The sequence below is a fragment of the Pantoea sp. LMR881 genome, from assembly GCF_027157825.1.
Taxonomy (GTDB): Bacteria; Pseudomonadota; Gammaproteobacteria; order Enterobacterales; family Enterobacteriaceae; genus Pantoea; species Pantoea haifensis.
Genome location: NZ_JAPVOK010000002.1, coordinates 1,322,113 through 1,343,062, shown reverse-complemented (window position 1 = coordinate 1,343,062; position 20,950 = coordinate 1,322,113). Strand labels below are relative to the sequence as shown.

Annotated in this window: 13 protein-coding genes and 6 pseudogenes; 6 read left to right on the top strand and 13 right to left on the bottom strand. The window is 53.4% G+C overall.

What is annotated here, in order from left to right; translation table 11 throughout:
• Positions 1-33 precede the first annotated feature (33 nt).
• Positions 34-1,336 (top strand): annotated as a pseudogene (locus O3W44_RS08190) (inosine/guanosine kinase).
• A 69-nt stretch (positions 1,337-1,405) separates the two neighbouring features.
• Here O3W44_RS08190 and ybaL read toward each other — a convergent pair.
• Positions 1,406-3,097 (bottom strand): YbaL family putative K(+) efflux transporter, encoded by a 1,692-nt coding sequence (gene ybaL, locus O3W44_RS08185; RefSeq protein ID WP_269292670.1) that lies wholly within the window; start codon positions 3,095-3,097, stop codon positions 1,406-1,408.
• Positions 3,098-3,304: 207 nt separating this feature from the next.
• A pseudogene (locus tag O3W44_RS08180) lies at positions 3,305-4,512 on the bottom strand (MFS transporter).
• Positions 4,513-4,662: 150 nt separating this feature from the next.
• Here O3W44_RS08180 and ushA point away from each other — a divergent pair.
• Positions 4,663-6,428, top strand: a pseudogene (ushA, locus tag O3W44_RS08175) (bifunctional UDP-sugar hydrolase/5'-nucleotidase UshA).
• 31 nt (positions 6,429-6,459) lie between these two features.
• Here the strand turns inward: ushA and O3W44_RS08170 are convergent.
• Positions 6,460-6,896: pseudogene (locus O3W44_RS08170) on the bottom strand (multidrug/biocide efflux PACE transporter).
• A gap of 86 nt (positions 6,897-6,982) precedes the next feature.
• Between O3W44_RS08170 and O3W44_RS08165 the strand changes: the two are divergent.
• Entirely contained in the window at positions 6,983-7,855 is an 873-nt protein-coding gene (locus tag O3W44_RS08165; protein WP_442954620.1) for a LysR family transcriptional regulator, read from the top strand.
• Here the strand turns inward: O3W44_RS08165 and ybaK are convergent.
• The 3 genes from ybaK to copA all read right to left on the bottom strand — a co-directional run bounded on the left by ybaK (position 7,852) and on the right by copA (position 11,904).
• Positions 7,852-8,331, bottom strand: a complete 480-nt coding sequence (gene ybaK / locus O3W44_RS08160) for a Cys-tRNA(Pro)/Cys-tRNA(Cys) deacylase YbaK (RefSeq protein ID WP_269292668.1) — start codon at positions 8,329-8,331, stop codon at positions 7,852-7,854. The two genes, O3W44_RS08165 and ybaK, sit on opposite strands and share 4 nt — an antisense overlap.
• 184 nt (positions 8,332-8,515) lie before the next feature.
• Positions 8,516-9,319 (bottom strand): TraB/GumN family protein, encoded by an 804-nt coding sequence (locus tag O3W44_RS08155; protein ID WP_269292667.1) that lies wholly within the window; start codon positions 9,317-9,319, stop codon positions 8,516-8,518.
• 68 nt (positions 9,320-9,387) lie between these two features.
• Positions 9,388-11,904: a copper-exporting P-type ATPase CopA gene (gene copA / locus O3W44_RS08150; RefSeq protein ID WP_269292666.1), complete on the bottom strand. Its 2,517-nt coding sequence runs from the start codon at positions 11,902-11,904 to the stop codon at positions 9,388-9,390.
• Positions 11,905-12,000: 96 nt separating this feature from the next.
• On the opposite strand from copA, the gene cueR reads away from it, so the two are divergent.
• On the top strand, positions 12,001-12,417 hold the full coding sequence (cueR, locus tag O3W44_RS08145) for a Cu(I)-responsive transcriptional regulator (RefSeq protein WP_269292665.1): 417 nt from the start codon (positions 12,001-12,003) through the stop codon (positions 12,415-12,417).
• Here cueR and O3W44_RS08140 read toward each other — a convergent pair.
• The 5 genes and pseudogenes from O3W44_RS08140 to tesA all read right to left on the bottom strand — a co-directional run bounded on the left by O3W44_RS08140 (position 12,402) and on the right by tesA (position 16,190).
• Entirely contained in the window at positions 12,402-12,851 is a 450-nt protein-coding gene (locus O3W44_RS08140) for an NfeD family protein (RefSeq protein WP_269292664.1), read from the bottom strand. The two genes, cueR and O3W44_RS08140, sit on opposite strands and share 16 nt — an antisense overlap.
• Positions 12,851-13,766 (bottom strand): annotated as a pseudogene (locus O3W44_RS08135) (SPFH domain-containing protein). Before O3W44_RS08135 ends, O3W44_RS08140 begins: the two are co-directional and overlap by 1 nt.
• A gap of 57 nt (positions 13,767-13,823) precedes the next feature.
• Positions 13,824-14,681 (bottom strand): thioredoxin family protein, encoded by an 858-nt coding sequence (locus tag O3W44_RS08130; protein WP_269292663.1) that lies wholly within the window; start codon positions 14,679-14,681, stop codon positions 13,824-13,826.
• 79 nt (positions 14,682-14,760) lie between these two features.
• Positions 14,761-15,534, bottom strand: a complete 774-nt coding sequence (locus O3W44_RS08125; protein ID WP_269292662.1) for an SDR family oxidoreductase — start codon at positions 15,532-15,534, stop codon at positions 14,761-14,763.
• A gap of 29 nt (positions 15,535-15,563) precedes the next feature.
• Positions 15,564-16,190: a multifunctional acyl-CoA thioesterase I/protease I/lysophospholipase L1 gene (gene tesA, locus O3W44_RS08120; RefSeq protein ID WP_269292661.1), complete on the bottom strand. Its 627-nt coding sequence runs from the start codon at positions 16,188-16,190 to the stop codon at positions 15,564-15,566.
• Here tesA and ybbA point away from each other — a divergent pair.
• Positions 16,158-16,844 (top strand): putative ABC transporter ATP-binding protein YbbA, encoded by a 687-nt coding sequence (gene ybbA / locus O3W44_RS08115; protein ID WP_269292660.1) that lies wholly within the window; start codon positions 16,158-16,160, stop codon positions 16,842-16,844. The genes tesA and ybbA overlap by 33 nt on opposite strands.
• Positions 16,841-19,257: pseudogene (ybbP, locus tag O3W44_RS08110) on the top strand (putative ABC transporter permease subunit YbbP). The gene ybbA and the pseudogene ybbP overlap by 4 nt, the downstream one beginning before the upstream one ends.
• A 51-nt stretch (positions 19,258-19,308) precedes the next feature.
• Here the strand turns inward: ybbP and purK are convergent.
• Together purK and purE are read right to left on the bottom strand one after the other, a co-directional pair.
• Entirely contained in the window at positions 19,309-20,373 is a 1,065-nt protein-coding gene (gene purK, locus O3W44_RS08105; protein ID WP_269292659.1) for a 5-(carboxyamino)imidazole ribonucleotide synthase, read from the bottom strand.
• On the bottom strand, positions 20,370-20,879 hold the full coding sequence (purE, locus tag O3W44_RS08100) for a 5-(carboxyamino)imidazole ribonucleotide mutase (protein WP_269292658.1): 510 nt from the start codon (positions 20,877-20,879) through the stop codon (positions 20,370-20,372). Before purE ends, purK begins: the two co-directional genes overlap by 4 nt.
• Positions 20,880-20,950: the final 71 nt, after the last annotated feature.

The window sequence follows — 20,950 nt, the reverse complement described above, 5'->3', positions numbered from 1 at the left end:
ATTCTCTGCCTGTTTTTCCTTACGGCAGTCTTCATGAAATTTCCCGGCAAACGCAAATCCAAACACTATTTTCCCGTAAGCGCACGCGATCCCTTATTACAGCCCACGCCGCATGATGTTGAAGAGGGCAGTTGGGTGGTGGGTATTGATCAGACGCTGGTTGATATCGAAGCCAAAGTGGATGACGCTTTTCTTGTACGCTATGGCCTGAGCGCCGGTCATTCGCTGGTGATTGACGATGCCATTGCAGAGGCGCTGTACGGCGAACTGATGCGTGATGAGCTGATTAGCCACCAGTTTGCTGGCGGCACCATTGGCAACACCCTGCATAACTTCTCGGTACTGGCCGATGACCGTTCTGTGCTGTTAGGCGTAATGTGCAATAACATTCAGATCGGTGGCTATGCCTATCGCTATTTGTGCAACACCTCCAGCCGGATGGATCTCAATTATTTACAGGGCGTTGATGGTGCCATTGGGCGTTGTTTTACGCTGATCGGCGAGCATGGCGAACGCACGTTTGCTATCAGCCCCGGCCAGATGAATCAGTTGCAACCTGCCAGTATTCCTGAAGAGGTGATTGCGGGTGCCTCAGCTCTGGTACTGACCTCCTATCTGGTACGCTGCAATGAGGGCGAACCGATGCCAGCAGCCACACTACAGGCGATTGAATATGCTAAAAAGCATAACGTTCCGGTGGTATTAACGCTCGGCACTAAGCATGTCATCAGCGACAACCCGCAGTTCTGGCGCGATTTTTTGCGCGATCACGTTTCGATCGTGGCAATGAACGAGGAAGAAGCACTGGCGTTGACCGGGGAAGCAGACCCGCTATTAGCTTCAGATATGACGCTGGAATGGGTCGATCTGGTGCTGTGTACGGCTGGCCCGACCGGGCTTTACATGGCGGGTTACACCGAAGAAGCGTTTAAACGTAAAACCAATCATCCGCTGTTACCTGGCGCGATTGCAGAATTTAATCAGTACGAATTCAGCCGGGTAATGCGTAAACAGGATTGCGAACAGCCGCTGCGTATTTTTTTCTCACATTGCGCCTTACATGGGCGGACCAGAGAAGATTATGAATACCAACGGGGCAGGTGACGGTGCGCTGGCGGCAGTGCTTCATGATATTACGGCGAATAATTATCATCGCCTGAAAGTGCCAAACTCCAGCAAACATGCACGACCTTATCTGAGCTACTCTTCACTGGCGCAGGTCTGTAAATATGCGAACCGCGTCAGTTATCAGGTGCTGAACCAGCACTCTCCACGTCTGACGCGCGGCCTGCCAGAGCGCGAAGACAGTCTGGAAGAGTCCTACTGGGATCGTTAACCTGGCGCGGCAGCAACCTTCTCCTGCTTGCGGGAGAAGGTCAGCGCGCACCGCTACAAGCTCAGGTGATTAACCTTTTTCACAGGCCAGGGTGTTTCCATCCTGCGCCATTTTCTCTTCCAGCATATGCAACATGCTGCTCGCAATTTCGCGTTCGCCCATGACGACACGGTTAGCGCCGCGCTCTAAAATATAATCAACTTCGTCGTCATAGTGCGCACGCGCAATGATTTCAATAGTCTGATATTTCTCTCGTGCCGCCGTCACCACTTCACCCGCTTCATAACCGTTGGGGATGGTCAACAATAGCCAGCGGGCACAATCCAGACGCGCCAGCTCCATCGTGTCGGAACGCGCCGCGTTACCCAGTACCGCCTTTATACCTTGCTCGCGCAGAGCTTCCACACGCGGGCGGGAATTCTCTACTACCACAAACGGAACGCCTGCTTCACGCAGTTTTTGGCCGATTAAACTGCCGACCCGTCCATAACCGACAATCACGGCATGGCTGCACATTTCTACCGGGATCTGTTTCTCATCCTCAATCGCCTCTTCCAGCGTCTGCTCTTCCATGGTTTCGGTCTTCGCCAGATAACGCTCCAGCAGACTAAACAAAATGGGATTAATCATAATGGAAAGTATGGCTGCGGCGAGGACAAGATTACGACCCTCGTCGTTCAACAGGCCCAGTGAAATGCCGAGTCCGGCAAGGATAAAAGCGAATTCACCAATCTGTGCCAGACTGGCTGAAATAGTGAGGGCAGTACGACGAGAATGCCCCAACAGAGAAACCAGCAGCCAGGCTGCCAGCGATTTGCCTACCACAATGATCACCAGCGCGCCGAGTACAGCCAGCGGTTGCGTGACCAAAATCATCGGATCAAACAGCATACCGACCGAGACAAAAAACAGCACAGCAAAAGCATCACGCAACGGCAAGGTATCGTGGGCGGCGCGATGGCTCAGTTCAGATTCGTTTAGTACCATGCCGGCAAAGAAGGCACCCAGCGCAAAAGAGACATCAAAAAACTCCACTGCGCCAAACGCAATGCCGAGCGCCAGGGCCAGTACCGCTAAGGTAAACAGCTCTCGTGAACCGGTAGCGGCGCTTTTGGCGAGGATCCATGGCACCGCACGTCGTCCGACGACCATCATCAGCACCATAAACGCCACCACTTTGCCGATGGTGAATAACAGATCCCATACCAGTAATCCGGCGCTGGCGTTGCCCTGTTCCAGCATTCCGGCAATGGCAGGCAACAGCACCAGCGTCAGTACCATGACTAAATCTTCAACAATCAACCAGCCGATAGCGATTTGACCGCGCTGGCTGTCAATCAGCTGTCGCTCTTCTAACGCACGCAGCAACACTACGGTACTGGCGGTTGAGAGACACAGGCCAAAGACCAAACCGGTCATCCACGACCAGCCCATCGTCCAGGAAAGCCCCATTCCCAGCAGTGTCGCGACGGCAATCTGCGCAATCGCGCCGGGAATGGCGACCGACTTTACCGACAACAAATCCTTGAGCGAAAAGTGCAAACCGACACCAAACATCAGCAAAATTACGCCTAACTCAGCCAGTTCAGGCGCCAGATCGGTATCAGCAACAAAGCCAGGCGTAAAAGGACCAGCCATAACGCCCGCCATCAAATAACCGACCAGCGGCGAAATGCGTAAACGATTCGCCAGCATGCCAAGGAGAAAAGCCAGAACCAGTGCTCCGACAATGGTGGTGATCAACGGTGTAGTGTGATGCATGCCTGTCTCCTTGTATGCAAATGTATCCGCTTGTAACAAATGAGTTTAATGCAATTATCAATGCCTCGCTGTTAAATTTGCAGGATGATAAGAAAAAATTCATCTGCCGAGCTAAAAACGCAATCTAACCGCTATTTTTACATATTATCTTTAATCTCAGCTGAAATAACGGTTCAGAGAGAGGCATAACGAAAAAGTTTACGCCTGTTAAATGTCCTGTGCGTGACGATTATCAGGCAGGAAAGCGGTTAACAGGCCGATTAACGGCAGCCAGGCGCAGATTTGGTAAACCCATTCGATACTGGTATGGTCAGCCACCACGCCCAGCACCGCCGCTCCCAGCCCGCCCATACCAAAGGCAAAACCGAAAAAGAGTCCAGAAACCATGCCAATACGCCCCGGCATCAGCTCCTGTGCATACACCAAAATAGCCGAAAACGCCGACGCCAGAATCAGGCCAATCACTACGCTTAGCACGCTGGTCCACATCAATGTTGCGTGCGGCAACAGCAGAGTAAAAGGCGCAACGCCAAGAATTGATCCCCAGATAACATATTTACGGCCAATTTTATCGCCAATCGGGCCGCCAACAATGGTGCCTGCCGCCACCGCGCCTAAAAAAGCAAACAGGTGAAATTGTGCGTTTTGCACTGACAGGCCAAATTTATGCATTAAATAAAAGGTGTAATAGCTGCTCAGGCTGGTGAGGTAGAAGTATTTAGAGAAAATCAGCAGCAGCAGGATACTAATGGCCAGGGCAATTTTCTTCGCAGGAAGAGGATTAAGCGGCGCAGCACTGGTTTTAGCGCCATTAGCGCGATGTTGATGCTGATACCAGCGGCTCACCTGCAACAAAACGATAATGCCCAGCAGCGCCGCCAGAACAAACCAGCCGAGGTGATCCTTACCATATGGCGCAATAATCAGTGCCGCCAGCAGCGGTCCCATTGCACTGCCAAAATTTCCCCCAACCTGAAACAGCGATTGCGCCAGGCCGTGGCGTCCGCCGGAAGCCATGCGCGCTACGCGTGATGATTCAGGATGAAATACTGATGAGCCGCAGCCCACCAACGCGGCGGCCACTAAAACCTGCGGATAATTGCTGGCAAAGGTCAGTAGCACTAAGCCGCAAAGCGTAAAGCCCATGCCGATCGGCAGTGACCAGGGTTTGGGGTATTTATCGGTGTAGTAACCAATTAAAGGCTGCAACATAGAGGCGGTAACCTGATAGGTCAGCGTAATCAGGCCGATCTGCACAAAGCTGAGGCTGAAATCTTTTGCAGCAACGGATAAAGCGCCAGCAGCAGGGATTGCAGCATATCATTGAGCAGGTGGGCAAAACTGATAGCACCGAGAATGCCAAAAGCGGTGCGGCCCGCCGGGTGAGAAGAGAGAGTTTGCTCGCTTGCCATAATATTCCTGAAATTGAGTTGTTGTTTTAATGTTAACGACAATGACTCTATGCGCGTTTGGTCTTGAGTTAAAGGGCGTTATATGCGACACAATGCTTTTCAGCGAGCGAGCCCGTAAATAAACGGATTAAAAGCGTGATAAGGAGTTTGGCTGTGTTGTTACCTCAATGGATTAGACAAGGCGTGGCGCTGCTACTGGCACTGGCACCCCTGTTTTCACAGGCCGCAACGCCTGATCGCACCTACCGTTTTAGCCTCTTGCACACGAATGATGAACATGGCCATTTCTGGTTCAACGCGCAAGGCGAATATGGTTTAGCGGCACAAAAAACATTAATGGACCATTTGCGCTATGACGTGCAGGCGAAAGGAGGCGGGGCGCTCATTCTTTCAGCTGGCGACGTCAATACTGGCGTACCGGAGTCAGATGAACTTGATGCCGAACCGGATATCCGCGGCATGAATTTGATTGGCTACGATGCTATGGCGCTGGGGAATCACGAATTCGACAAGCCGCTGGAAATCTTACGCAAGCAGGAAAAGTGGGCAAAATTTCCTTTCCTGGCGGCGAATGTTTATCAAAAGGCAGCGATCAGCGATTGTTTAAACCCTGGGCGGTCTTTAATCGCATGGGGTTGAAGATTGCCGTGCTCGGATTAATTACGCCCGATACGGCGAGACTGGCGAACCCTGCTGGCCTGAAAGAGATTGAGTTTCACGATCCCGTGGAAGAAACCAAAAAAGCCGTAGCTGAACTGCGCGCCACTGAAAAACCAGACGTCATTGTTGCGTTAACCCATCTTGGTTACTACGAAGATGGCAAATATGGCAGCAACGCGCCCGGCGATGTGACACTGGCACGTAGCCTGCCAAAAGGTACTCTCGACTTGATTGTCGGCGGTCATTCTCATGATGCGGTCTGCATGGAAAAAGAGAACGTTATCATTAAAAATTATCAGCCAGGCCAGCCGTGTCAGCCAGATAAACAAAACGGCATTTGGATTATGCAGGCTGATAAATGGGGCCAGTATGTCGGGCGCGGCGATTTCACCTACCGCAACGGTGAAGTCACGCTGGAGTCGTATCAACTGGTGCCGGTTAACCTTAAACACAAAATCAAAAACATGGATGGCAGCGAAACCTGGCTAACCTGGCAAGAAGAGATCCCGAAAAACACCGCAATGATGAAACTGCTGATGCCATTTCAGAAGCGTGCCGGGGCCAAACTAACGGCAAATGTCGGCCGTTCTGAGGGCGTTTTCGTGGGCGAAAAAGAGACGGTGCGTTTTGAGCAAAGTAATCTGGGCCAGCTGATTTTACGGGCGCAAATGGCTCACACCCAGGGCGATTTTGCTGTAATGAGCGGTGGTGGCATTCGTGCCTCTCTGCCCACAGGCACACTGACCTGGCGTGATCTGTTACAGGTACAGCCGTTTGGCAATCAGGTGGTATCAGTGACGCTAACCGGCGCTGAAATCAAAAAGTATCTGGCGGTGGTGGCGAACATCAAACCTAACTCTGGTGGCTTCGCGCAATTTGCTAACGTAAGCCTGGTGGCAGATGGCAGCACGGTCAGTGAGGTGCGCATTAACGGGAAACCGCTACAGGATAAAGAGAAGTATCGCATGACAACCAACAGTTTCAATGCGGCTGGTGGTGATGGTTATCCTCGTCTGGATAACCATGCTGACTATATCAACAGCGGAGATATCGATGCGCAAGTGTTACGCAACTGGGTAAGCACGCACTCACCAATTAAAGCCAGCGATTACACGCCAGCGAATACTGTTATACATTTGTCGGAGGCGCAGATAAAAGCGCGTGAAGAAGCGGAAGAGAAGTCACGTAAGCGCAATTACCCCAAAATGATTCTGGCCTGGATTTGGCCCTGGGGAAGCGAGACCGCGAAAGCCCATTAAACTGACAAGGAGGCGCATGCGCCTCCTTTGCTTAGCGCGCCTCACGTGATTCACGCGCCGTAAACCAACGCTGGCGCAGTCTGTCCCATATCCAGTTGTAAAGCATTGTGTAGGGCAGAAAAAACAGAAAAAACCCGACTTCAACCAAAAAAGCCTGCCAAAGCGTGACATCCAGCATCCACGCTGCTATCGGCAAACCTATCAAAATAAAGCCACCCTCAAACCCCAGCGCATGCAGCGTACGCACTGTGAAGCTGCGCTTCTGGCCAGGGGATAAAAACGGTCGAACCCGCTGTTATAAATCATGTTCCATAACATCGCCACCGTCGACAGCATTATGGCCAGGCTGCCCATCTGAAACAGTGGTTTCTGCATGATCCATGCCGCCAGCGGCGACACGATCAGGATCGCTATGGTTTCAAAGCCAGCGGCATGGAAAAAACGTTCTTTCAATGAGCGGGTGCGCATTATCAATCCCCTTATTAATTACGCCGCGCAGTTTCTCACGATAAAATGCTAAGATAAAATGATTAAGTATCGATAAAAGCGATGGATTGAATGCGCTATTCCCCGAATCTCTTGAGGCATTTGTACAAACTGTGGCGAGTGGATCATTCTCTGCCGCCGCCCGAATGTTAGGAAAGAGCCAATCTACTGTCAGTACGGCGGTGGCTAACCTGGAAGACGATCTCGGATTCATGTTATTTGATCGCAGCGGGAGACAGCCTCAGCTCACTGAACGCGGACAACGTGCACTGTCGCAAGTTCAGCAAATCCTGGCCGCCAGTGAACGGCTGGATACGCTGGCCGTTCGGCTGGCGCAGGGCATTGAACCGCGTCTGAGCATCGCCATTTCGGACTTCTGGCAAGCCGATTACCATGAAACGCTGTTAAAGCAATTTGATGCACGTTATCCCGAGATCGAGCTGGAATGTATGCTGGCAGAGGATGAAGATGTACTGGATTTACTGCAGGCGGGCCGGGTGCATTTGGGGATCGTCCGTGCCCAGCCGCGTTTGCCAGAGAATATTGCGATGGCACGCTTGCAGGTTGAAGCACAAATGGCCATTTACCTGCATTGCGAGCATCCGCTGACGCAACAGGATGCCATCAGTGAAAGCCAGCTGGAAGCCGTGCGGCAACTGCGGCTTAACACGTGGGTGGATCAACGTGAAAATTTACCGCCTGGCCGCATCTGGTCAGCGCCGAACTATCTGTTACTACTGGAAATGGCTGAACAGGGCTTTGGCTGGAGCATATTACCGCGCTGGCTGGTTAAGCAGTTTGGTCACGGCGTATTGCAGGAGCTAACGCTACCCGGTTGGCCACAGCACATTGCGGTTGAGGTGATTTGGTCACGCCGCAATCCGCCAGGGCCTGCCGGGCGCTGGATGGTTGATCAACTCTGTGCTCAGCCGCGCGTTTAGTCGCGGCGGGCAATATCAGCGAGCGGTGCATCCAGCAGACGCGAAAGATCCTGTGGCGTCAGTTCAATATCCAGCCCGCGTTTACCGCCAGAGATAAACATCGTGGCAAATTGCGCCGCGGAGTGGTCAATAACCGTGGGCAGACGCTTTTTTTGTCCTAAAGGGCTGATGCCACCGATCAGATAACCGGTAACACGTTGTGCCATCTGCGGATCGGCCATATCTGCTTTTTTCACTTTTAAGGCTTTGGCGACTTTTTTCAAATCAAGCTGGCTGGCCACTGGCGTCACGGCTACTGCCAACTGTTTCCCGTCGCCATTTAGCGCCACCAGTAACGTTTTATAAACCTGTCGCGCATCCAGATTGAGCTTACGTACCGCCTCATCACCAAAGTTAGTTTCTTGGCTATCGTGTTCATAAGCATGCAGCGTAAAGCTGACTTTTTGTTTTTCAAGCAGTTTTACCGCGGGCGTCATACCGGTTCCTTTTTAACCTGTTCGCTGCGAAAAATCTTATTACGAAAAACGCATAATAAAGGTGGCGAAAATTTGTTCTTTAGGTGAGAATTGTTCCCGCGCCAGCAGTTCACTTGCTGAGCGATAACCAAAATCATAAACAAATTCCTTTTTGACGGGCCGATAATACTATCGGCTCTCTTTTTTATGGCGCTTTTAATAGTCCCGGTAAATTGCCTTCTCCATAAAGGTGCAGTGCGCCGACGGCGACAATATAGTTTCCAGCCGGTAACGCCAGTAACGCATCGCGCCATTGTGCATTGCGATCGCCAATTAATGTATCGTTGAGTGTCTGACTGAAGGTGGTCGGCAAGGCAATTTGCGATTGACGCGGTGGGGTATCCAGCCACCAGCTCACCATCATTTGCAGCAACCGTGCATTGGTGTGCCAGTGCATTAACGTATCCTGCAACAGTGCCATGCCATCGTCCGGTAACGCTTTCAATAATGCAATTTGCGTCTCCGCGCCTTCCAGTTCTATAACCGGCTTCTGCCAGTTTTTTGCTGCCTGTAGCAGCTGATAATCGATACCATAATCTGGGCGAAGACCTAACCGCTGAGCCTGCTGAGCCTGCAACATGAGTGCGATTTGCCAGGCGGGAAGTGTATCAAACAGGCTGATCGAGAGGCTGAGTTCGTTACACAGCGTCTTCAGTTTCAACAGTGCATCGGGTGGCATACGTGAAGCTAGCGAGGCACGATTGCCGCTGTTTTCGAAAGGCGAGCCGCCTTGCGTAATATCCGCTTCGACAATCAGCGCATCAGCTTTTTGCAACTGGCGTAGCAGGCGGCCGGGCAAAGGTTGCATGTCACGTGTACCCATATGAATGCTCCCGACCAGATGTAGCTTACATTCGCCGAGCCGAACATCCATTGCAGGCCAGCGATAGCTGGCGGGAAACAATCGGCCCATTAACGCCTGCAAAGATCGCCAAACGCTACCTGTCATTCCCTATCCTTAATTGGCTAAAACGCCATGCTAGCGATTTCAGGCCATTAAAAACAGCATGGCAACCGCTATTGCCGACGCGGTGGATGGTAACGCAGCAGTCGGTTAGCATTGCTCACCACGGTAATTGATGAAAGCGCCATGGCTGCACCCGCGACAATCGGACTGAGTAACGTACCCGTTAAGGGGTAAAGCACACCGGCCGCGACAGGAATACCAACGCTGTTATAGATAAACGCCCCAAACAGATTCTGTCGAATATTCTTCATCGTTGCGGATGACATCGCCAGCGCATCCGCGATGCTGTTTAAATCGGCGCGCATTAACGTGATCGCGGCTGTCTCAACGGCCACATCGCTGCCCCCGCCCATAGCGATGCCCACATCAGCCTGCGCCAGGGCAGGTGCATCATTAATGCCATCACCGACCATTGCCACTTTCCGTCCTTGCTGCTGAAGACGTGCAATCGCGTCCGCTTTTCCCTCTGGCAGTACGCCGGCGATCACGTCATCAATACCCGCTTCAGCTGCGATGGCGCGCGCCGTGTTTTCGTGGTCACCGGTTAGCATAATCAGGCGGAAACCATCCTGATGCAGGCGCTGGAGTGCATTACGGCTTTCGGTGCGTAGCGTGTCACGTAAGGCAATCAAACCGATCAACTGGCCTTCTTCTGCCAGCAACACAGGCGTCGCACCCTGCTGCGTCAAGCGATCAATATCGTTAAGGGCCGGCTGGCAATCAATGCACTGATCGTTCATCAGTGCTACATTGCCCAGCACGACGTCTCTGCTGTTGAGTGTACCGCTGACGCCTTTACCACGTATTGTACGAAATTGCTCAACGTCAGGCTGTTTAGCGTTTCCCGACTCGGCCACAATCGCTTTTGCCAGCGGATGGTTAGACGATTGTTCCAGTGCGGCGGCGATGTGCAAAATGCTACGACGATCGCGGTTATGCCAGGCAACCACCTCGCTTACCTGCGGCGATCCTGTGGTTAACGTGCCGGTTTTATCAAATACGATGGTGTCAATTTTACTGGCACGCTGTAACGCATCCGCGTCACGCACCAGCACGCCCAGTTCAGCAGCGCGGCCCACACCGGCAATGATCGACATTGGCGTGGCTAAACCCAGTGCGCAGGGGCAGGCAATGATTAGCACCGTAGTCGCAATAACCAGCGTATAAGCAATTTGCGGTTGCGGTCCAAACAGATACCAGATTAACCCGCTTAGTAGCGCAATAGCGACCACCACCGGCACGAATATTGATGAGATCCGATCGGCCAGGCGGCCCACATCCGGTTTGCTGCTTTGCGCCTGGCGCACCAGCTGAATAATCCGTGACAGCGTAGTGTGATTGCCCGTGGCGCTGGCGACAAAACGCACTGCGCCATCCTGTAACAGCGTGCCAGCATAAAGCATATCGCCTGCGGTTTTGCTTTGTGGCACGGCTTCGCCTGTTAACATCGCTTCATCTAACCAGGCTTCACCTTCCTGAATTTTGCCATCAACCGGAACGCGATCGCCCGTTGCCAGCCGCACTGTCATGCCGGGTTGTACTGCGCTAACGGGGATGAGTGATTCGCCGTCATCGGTTATTACCCGAGCCTGTGCGGGAGTCAGATCCAGCAGACGCTCCAGGGCTTTTGACGAGCGTTGACGGGCGCGTTGCTCCAGCGCGTGCCCAAGATTAATCAGGCCAATAATCATCACGCTGGCTTCAAAATAGAGATGTCGTGCCTGCATAGGGAAAAAATCTGGCCACAACACCACGCTAAAAGAGTAAATCCAGGCGGCGGCTGTACCCAGCGCGACTAACGTATCCATAGTGGCGCTGCCGTTTAGCAGGCTGCGCCAGGCACTGCGGTAGAAATGATTGCCGGTAACCATCATTATCAGCAAAGTGATGATGCCAAGCACCAGCCAGAGCGTATGGTTAGCAGAAGACAGCATCATGTTATCGCCCAGCATGCCCCAAATCATCAGAGGCAAGCCGAATATTAACGCAACAGCAGCCTGCCACGTAAAGCGCCGCATCGCTTTCCGGGCGCTGTTTTGCTGTTTCTCGCGGCGCTCCTGCTCATCTTCAACAACTTGTGCACCATAACCCGCCGCATCAACGGCGGCGACGAGCTGCTGTGGTGCGACATCACCTAATACCAGCGCGCTGCGCTCACCGAGATTGACACGCGCCTGGCTAACGCCGCTAACCTGCTGCAAAGCGTTCTCGACCCGGCTGACGCAACTGGCGCAGCTCATGCCATCAATCAACAAGAAATGCGCCGGAAGCGAACGGTCTGCCGGTTGGGAAGAGAACTCCGTTGTCAGCGCCTCCGGCGGCGGCTCTGCTGCTGTCAACGGCTCAGACTTTGGGTAACTGCTATCCGTTTTCAGCGTCGCGTGATAGCCCGCTTGTTCCACCGTCGCGATCAGCGCGGCGACATCAGCACTGCCGGTAACCTGCGCTTGCTGCTGCGAGACCTCTGCTTGTTCGACATCGGCGCGCTGTTCCAGCGCCTCTTTCACACGTTTAACGCAATGGCCGCAAGACAATCCATCCAGCGCCAGAGAAATAGTCTGTGACATGGTTAACTCCTTCTTTTTTGCCATTTGACCCCGTGGTCATTTTCGATTCATGATAAAGGTTAAACCTTCCATCAAGGGGAAGGTCAAGGAGACAAAATGAATATCAGTGATGTGGCGAAAAAGACCGGCCTCACCAGTAAAGCGATTCGTTTTTACGAAGAGAAGGGCGTTGTGACGCCGCCGCTGCGCAGTGAAAATGGCTACCGCAGTTACAATCCGCATCATATTGAAGAACTCAATCTGCTGCGCCAGGCGCGGCAGGTAGGATTCACGCTTGATGAGTGCCGCGAACTGGTTACGTTATTCAACGATCCTGCCCGTCATAGTGCAGATGTTAAAGCACGCACCCTACAAAAAGCGGATGAAATTGCAGCGCACATAGAAGAACTACACGCCATGCGTGCGCGCTTACTGACGCTGGCTGCTGCTTGCCCAGGCGATGATAACGCCGAGTGTCCCATCATCAACAATCTGGCAGGCTGCTGCGATTCGGCGAATCACAAACGCGGCTGAATGCGTAAAGTAATGCCTTCAACGCCAATGACTTCGACCTGCGTTCCTGCCGGTAAATCCTGCTCCGCCTGTACGCGCCAGCTACTGTCGCCAATACGAACATGGCCAATACCGTCATGCAGCGCGGTATCGAGTGTTAAGTGCAGACCAATCATCTGGCTGCCACGCTGATTCAGTGAGTTCGGTTGCTGTTGGCTTTCGCGATAACGCATCCAGCGATACCAAAAGAACACGCACACCAGCGTCAGCACAGCAAACATTGAACCCTGCGCAGTCCAGCTGAAGGCGACGAACCACTCGATGATCCCAACCATGATTGCAGCCAGACCGCTCCACAATAAATACCCGCTGGTCCCCAACATTTCGGCTGCCAGCAGCAGGCCGCCCAGCGTCAGCCAGAACCAGTGCGGATGCGCAATAATATCGAGCAGCATTATCGTTTCGACTCTGGACGTGAATCTTTCAGCAACTCGCTGATTCCGGCAACGGAACCTAGCAGGCTGCTGGCATCAAGCGGCATCATGACCACTTTACTGTTATTCGCCTCGCCAATTTTCTGCAGTGCGTCGGTATATTTCTGTGCAACAAAATAGTTCACGGCCTGGATATCACCGGCAGCAATGGCTTCAGAAACCATTTTTGTGGCCTGCGCTTCAGCTTCAGCCTGGCGTTCACGCGCTTCAGCATGGAGAAAAGCAGCGGTACGTTCACCTTCCGCTTTGAGAATCTGGGACTGTTTTTCCCCTTCGGCGCGGAGAATGGCCGCCTGACGTATGCCTTCCGCCGTCAGAATATCGGCGCGTTTAGTCCGTTCCGCTTTCATCTGCGCATTCATTGCGCCAATCAACTCCTGAGGCGGTCGCACATCGCGAATTTCGATGCGAGTGATTTTTACCCCCCCACGGATTCGTTGCCTCATCGACGATATGCAATAAACGCGTGTTGATGCTGTCACGTTGCGACAACATCTCATCCAGCTCCATGCTGCCTAATACGGTGCGCATGTTGGTCATGGTTAAATTGATGATCGCCAGTTCAAGGTTACTGACTTCGTAAGCCGCGCGCGCGGGATCGACAGCCTGAATGAAACAGACTGCATCAATGGTCACATTAGCGTTGTCTTTAGAGATAATTTCTTGCGAGGGGATGTCCAGCACTCGTTCCATCATATTGATTTTACGACCAACACGATCCATGAACGGCACGACCAGACTCAAACCAGGTTGCAGTGTTCGGGTATAACGACCGAAACGCTCCACTGTCCACTGGTAGCCTTGCGGCACAATTTTGACACCCGCCCACACGGTAACGAGCGCCAGCACGATAAGAGCGGGAATAACAGTCAACATATAACCTCCAGGTTGTCAGATTGACGGGCCGAGTCGCTTCGGCCCGTTGTCGCCTACTCAGTAAAGCAGCGAGTAAAGCTGGCGACGATAGCGTGCAGCGAGCGCATCGCCGGTACCTAACGCAGCCAAAATCTCTTGCAGCATTTTCCGCGCCTGACCGTCAGCAGCGTTCAAATCGGTTTTGAGGAAGCTAAACAAGAGTTCCAGTGCTTCTTCGTTGCGGCCAACCTGATGCAGCTGTAACGACAGTTTAGCAGCCAGTTCAGCGTTCGCGGGGTCGCTTTCAAGCTGAGATTGTAACTGCTGGATCTCCGGCGTATCAGCGGCCTGTTTTAGCAGATCGATCTGCGCCATCAGGCTTTGATAGCGGGTATCCTGATCCTGCAATGGCACCACATTCAGCACGGTTTCCGCTTCATCGCTGCGATTCAGAGTAATCAAAATCTCGGCCAGCAGAAAACCAATTTCACTCGACTGATTACTGAGTTGCCACGCCTCTTTGAGCAGCGGTAGCGCGTCGAGCGGTTTGCCTTCTTCAATCAGTGCGATAGCTTGCTGCGCTTTTAATTCTTCTTCACGCGGCAGCACTTTTTCCAGCAAGGCGCGAATCGCCTCTTCTGGCTGCGGTCCCTGGAAGCCATCAACGGGTTGTCCGTTCTGGAACAGGTAAACGGTTGGAATTGAACGCAGTCCAAACTGCGACGCCACCATTTGCTCTTTATCGCAATCCAGTTTGGCAAGGATGAACTGACCTGCATACTCCTGCGCCAGACGCTCCAGCAGCGGCGTCAGTTGCTGACAATGCTGGCTGCGCTCAGACCAGAAGTAGAACAGCACCGGCAGCTGCATCGACTGCTCAAGAGTCTGATGCAGATTGGATTCGTTGATGTCGATAATCGAAGCTTGTGGTGACATGAATAAGTCTCTTTGCAGAAAGTGTTTTAACAATATGGGGCCGACGGACCGCGCTTCAAGTTGATTTTGGGCTGAGTGATTAATGACTGCGCAAAATGCGATCCATCATCCAGCCCGGCAGCACGCGTTTCATCAGGCTCATAACCTGTGCGACAAGCGTCACCGGATAGCGTAAACGCGGATGTTTACTCTCCAAAGCGTGACGTAATTTAGGCAGAATGGCCTCCGGCGGCAGAGTAAAGCGAGCGGCAATACCCGGATTGCGCACCGGTTTATCCTGCTCCCCTTGCGTAACGTTGTCAGTGAATCGCGTTTTAATCGGGCCGGGCTCAATCAGACTCACCCGTACGCCGGAGGGATAAACCTCTAAGCGTAGCGCATCGCTCCACGCTTCCAGCGCATATTTACTGGCAGCATACGCACCGCGCCCCGGCGTAGAGACCAGGCCCAACACCGAACTGGTATTGATGATACGGCCCTGGCCGCTGGCTTGCAGTGCTGGAAGCAAGCGCATAGTGAGCTGATGTACACCAAAAAAATTAGTGGAAAATTGCTGTTCTAACTGCTGACGTGAAAGCGTATGTAAAGGACCATACAGGCCAAATCCGCCATTATTGAACAAGCCAAACAGCGTATTTCCTGTGATTTCGATGACCTTGTCAGCGGCACGATCGATGCTGACAGGATCGTCAAGATCCAGTTGCAGGCCAATAAAGCCAGAGGCGTTCATACGCGCAACGTCTTCTGTTTTACGGCAGGCTGCAATGACTTTGTAACCCCGAGCGAGTAAATCGTTCGCTGCGACCAAACCGATGCCGCTGGAGCAGCCGGTGATTAAAACGGTTTTTTGCATTTATTTGCCTGTATTCGCGCTTATTACCGCTACTGCTGCTTAACTAATGGAGCAAGCTCTTTCGCCATTAAGCTGGCGATAAAAGGTTGAGCATCAGGATTGGGGTGAATGCCATCCTGCTGCATCCACTCAGGTTTCAGGTAAATTTGCTCCATGAAAAAGGGTACCAGAGGAATGTCGTACTGTTGTGCCAGATCGGGATAGATGCCGCTAAACGCTTCGGTGTAACGACGTCCATAATTGGGCGGTAAACGAATTTGCATCAACAGGGGTTTAGCGTTGGCAGCTTTCACATCGTCAATGACTTTGCGCAGGTTTCGCGCAATATCATCTGGCGGAAAGCCGCGCAGACCATCGTTACCGCCCAATTCGATTAACACCCATTGTGGTTGATGCTGTTTTAATAGCGCGGGTAAACGTGCCAGTCCTTGTGCGGCAGTATCGCCGCTAATACTGGCATTGATAACTTTGGGTTGCTGTTGCCACTGTTTATTTAGCAGGCTGGGCCAGGCAGCGGAAGCTGACATACGGTAACCGGCACTGAGACTGTCGCCTAGCACCATTAGGGTGTCAGCCGCCGCAAGCCGAGACACCAGCAGAAGACACAAAAACAGGAAGGGATAATGCCAGCGGAAAACGTTGTTGAAGTTCATCATCTTACTAAGTCCGTCGGTCAGGGAGAGCATCAGTTAACCATCCTTACCGGAGTTGAGTTAGTTGTCAAACCGGCTGAAACCATCGCGCTAATTGGTGAGTCGGGTTCAGGTAAATCGACGTTGTTAGGCATTCTGGCTGGTCTTGATGATGGCAGTAGTGGTGAGGTGCATCTGCTGGGGCAGCCATTACATCAGATGAATGAGGAGCAGCGTGCTGCGCTGCGTGCGCAGCAGGTCGGCTTTGTTTTTCAATCGTTTATGCTGGTGCCAACGCTCAATGCCCAGGAAAACGTACAACTTCCTGCGCTGCTGCGCGGTGACAGCGACCGCCAGAGTCGTGCTCAGGCGCGCGACTTACTCAGTCAACTCGGCCTGGGCGAGCGTCTGCATCATCTTCCGGCGCAGCTTTCAGGTGGTGAGCAACAGCGCGTGGCACTGGCTCGCGCGTTTAATGGCCGGCCCGGTTTGCTGTTTGCAGACGAACCGACCGGAAATTTAGACCGTAAAACCGGCGATCGTATTGCCGATCTGCTGTTCTCACTTAATCGCGATTACGCCACGACGTTGATTCTGGTAACGCATGATGAGCAACTGGCGGCACGTTGCGATCGACGTTTGCGTTTACGTGACGGCAAACTGTGGGAGGATCAATGATCTGGCGCTGGTTTTGGCGCGAGTGGCGTTCGCCCTCGCTACTGATTGTCTGGCTGGCACTCACGCTGGCAGTGGCCTGCGTGCTGGCGCTTGGCTCAATCAGCGATCGGATGGAAAAAGGGCTTAGCCAGCAGAGCCGGGACTTTATGGCAGGCGATCGCACCTTACGCAGCAGCAGTGCCGTGCCAGAGAGCTGGCTGGCAAAAGCGCGTCAGGAGGGATTATCGGTTAGCAGCCAACTCAATTTTATGACCATGACCTTTGCTGAAGAGTCGCCGCAGCTGGCCTCGGTCAAAGCAGTAGATAACAGCTATCCGATGTTTGGCGATCTGCAAACCAATCCGCCGGGCCTGAAACCTGTAGAAGGATCGGCGCTGGCAGCACCACGATTAATGGCGTTGCTGAAGCTCAGGGTAGGCGATCGGCTTGATGTGGGTGACACGACATTACGCATTGCCGGTGAAGTGATTCAGGAACCGGACGGTGGATTTAACCCGTTCCAGATGGCGCCGCGATTGTTGATTAACCTCGCGGATGCAGATAAAACCGGGGCGATTCAGCCGGGCAGTCGGCTAACCTGGCGTTACAAGTTTTCCGGTAATCCCGACCAGCTGGCGCGTTACGACAGCTGGATTCAGCCACAGCTAAAAGCCGATCAACGCTGGATTAGCATTGAAAATGCCGAAGATGCACTGGGACGTTCTATGCAGCGTGCTCAGCAGTTCCTGCTGCTGTCGGCGCTCCTGACGTTGATGCTGGCGATTGCCGCCGTAGCGGTCGCCATGAGTCACTATTGCCGCAGCCGATATGATCTGGTTGCCGTGCTTAAAACATTAGGCGCGACGCGCGCTGCGTTGCAAAAGCTGATCATTGGTCAGTGGCTGGCGGTGTTATTGCTGGCTGCGATCTGCGGCAGCATCGTCGGACAGGGTGTGGAAGCACTCCTCATGACAATGCTAAAACCGGTGCTTCCAGCCACCTTACCCGCAGCCAGTTTGTGGCCATGGCTTTGGGCAATAGGCTCTTTATTTGTGATTTCATTGCTGGTGGGATTGCGTCCTTACCGCGTGTTGCTGGCAACGCAGCCGCTTCGCGTTCTTCGGCGCGACGCGGTAGCTAATGTATGGCCGTTGAAAATGTATCTTCCGGTGATGGGCATGCTGGTGGTGGTCATGCTGGCACTGTTAGTGGGCGGCAGTAAAATGCTGTGGGCGTTACTGGCAGGCGTCGTGGTACTGGCGGCGCTGCTGGCACTGCTTGGCTGGGGAACACTGCTGCTGCTCAGGCGATTAGTCGTGCGTAACCTGGCGCTACGACTGGCAATCAATCGTTTGCTGCGTCAGCCTGGCATGACGCTCAGCCAACTCTCAGCTTTTTCACTGTCCTTTATGTTACTGGCGCTGCTGCTGGTGATGCGGGGTGATTTACTGGATCGCTGGCAACAGCAGCTACCTGCCGACAGTCCAAACTTTTTCCTTTTGAACATGACGGAAGATCAGGTGCCGCAGGTGCGTGATTTTCTTCAGGCTCATCAGGTAAAAGCGGAAACGTTTTATCCCATTGCTCGCGTGCGGTTAAGCGAACTTAACGGCAAAGAGGCCGATCCCCGACTGGATAATGCGTTGAATCGCGAACTTAATCTTACTTCACTGGCAGAGCGACCTGAGCACAATCCGCTGGTTGCCGGAAGCTGGCCACCAAAAGCGGGAGAGGTGTCGATGGAGGTAGAGCTGGCGGATCGCTTAGGCGTTAAGCTCGGCGATACGCTGACATTTGATGGCGATACGCAGAAATTTAGCGCCAGAATAACCAGCCTGCGTAAAGTGGACTGGGAAAGCCTGCGGCCCAATTTCTTTTTTATTTTCCACCGGGCGCGCTGGATGCTCAGCCGCAAACCTGGCTGACCAGCTTCCGTATGGATAATAATCCGGCGCTGCTGGCACAGCTTAATCGCCAGTTTCCAACGCTAAGCCTGTTAGACATTGGCAGCATCATGCGCCAGATAGGTCAGGTGCTGGCGCAAGTCAGCCAGGCGCTGGAGATTATGGTGGTGCTGGTCACCGCATGTGGATTGCTGCTGCTGATGGCGCAAATTCAGGTGGGTATGCGACAACGCCGACAGGAGCTGGTGGTATATCGCACGCTGGGAGCCGGCAAACGCCTGGTGCGTACTACATTGTGGTGTGAATTCGTCTTACTGGGCGTGGTTTCTGGTATCGCGGCGGCACTGGGTGCGGAAGCGGCGCTATGGGCACTCCAGCGCAAGATTTTTGACTTTCCGTGGCAGCCTGACTGGACGCTATGGCTGGCCTTGCCGCTGGGTGGTGCGCTGCTGTTGTCCTTGTGTGGCGGCTGGCTGGGAGTGCGCTTACTCAAGGGTAACGCATTGTTCAGGCAGTTCGACGCGGCGTAAGGCTGTGCGGTCTGGTGCTCCCCACTGGCGGGGAGCACCGAAGGTACAATCTTACAGCTTCTCAACGGCCCATGTGATACCACTGGCGTAATCAGCCGGAAGCTGAGGCACTAAAGCGGCAAGCGCGGCTTTCAACCGTTCCTGATTGCTGTCGGTTAAGTTCAGATGACCAACTTTACGTCCGGGACGTACCTCTTTATCGTACCAGTGCAAATGCACCAGTGGCTGCGCCAGCCAGCTGTAATTTACGTCAGTACCGATCAGGTTGATCATCACTGACGGTGCATTGATTACCGGTTGTGGCAGCGCCAGACCGAGGATGGCACGCAAGTGGAGTTCAAACTGGCTGACCGATGCGCCGTTTTGCGTCCAGTGCCCGCTGTTATGAACGCGGGGCGCGAGCTCATTAATCAGTAAACCATCTGGGGTGATAAAACACTCCATTGCCATCACGCCAACGTAATTTAACTCATGCATGATGGCGTTAAGCATCGCTTCAGCCTGCTGCTGCTGCGCTGCATCAGCCTGCGGAAAAGCAACGCTGGTGCGCAGAATGCCATCCTGATGCAGATTGTGCGTCAGCGGATAAAAGACCGTGCTGCCATCCTGACCACGGGCACCAACCAACGACACTTCGCCTGAAAAGTTAATGCCTTGCTCAACAATGCATTCACCATAGCAATCTTCCGGCAGCGTATCGATATCACTGGCGCGCAAACGCCACTGACCCCGACCATCATAGCCGCCGGTGCGGCGCTTGACGATTGCCAGCTCGCCCAGGGTATTAAAGAGGGTTGGCCATTCATTTTTATCTGACAGCAACTGCCACGGCGCGGTGGCAAGGTTGAGCTGATCAAGCAACTGCTTTTGCGTCAGGCGATCGGCCAGGCGCGGGAAAATATCGCGGTTTACAAATGCCGGATGACGCGCCAGCTCGCGGGTTAATGCTGTTTCAGGCCAGCGTTCAATCTCCGCAGTAATCACGCTTCCGGCAATGGGAAGCGCATCGGGATTAGCTTCCAGGCCGACCGGATAAACAGCGATACCCAGCGGCTCGCCTGCCTGACGCAGCATACGGCCCAGTTGACCATTACCTAATACGCAAACCGGCTTCATGCTTCCTCCCGCGGATCCGGGTTATTCAGCACCTCGTCAGTTTGTGTCTGACGCCAGTTAGCCAGGCGTGAAGCCAGTGCGCTGTCATGAATGGCAAGGATCTGCGCAGCCAGCAAGCCCGCATTTGCAGCACCCGCTTTACCAATCGCCAGCGTGCCAACCGGAATACCACGCGGCATTTGTACAATTGAGTAGAGGCTGTCAACACCGCTCAGAGCGGCACTCTGCACGGGCACACCTAACACCGGAACCAGGGTTTTTGCAGCCAGCATGCCTGGCAGATGTGCCGCGCCACCCGCTCCAGCGATAATGACCTGAAAACCGCTGTCGGCTGCTGTTTCGGCAAAGCTGAACAGTTTATCGGGCGTGCGGTGCGCTGAGACCACTTCGACATGGAAGGGCACGTCCAGGCTGGTAAGGATTTCCGCAGCGAACTGCATGGTGGACCAGTCACTTTTGGAACCCATAACAATAGCAATGCGGGCCGGGGCGGCGTTGGATGACATGCGGTCAACTCCTGTGAATGAACAAACACTCCTGACCGGACGGACAGGTTTTGAAGGGCACAGAGAATAGC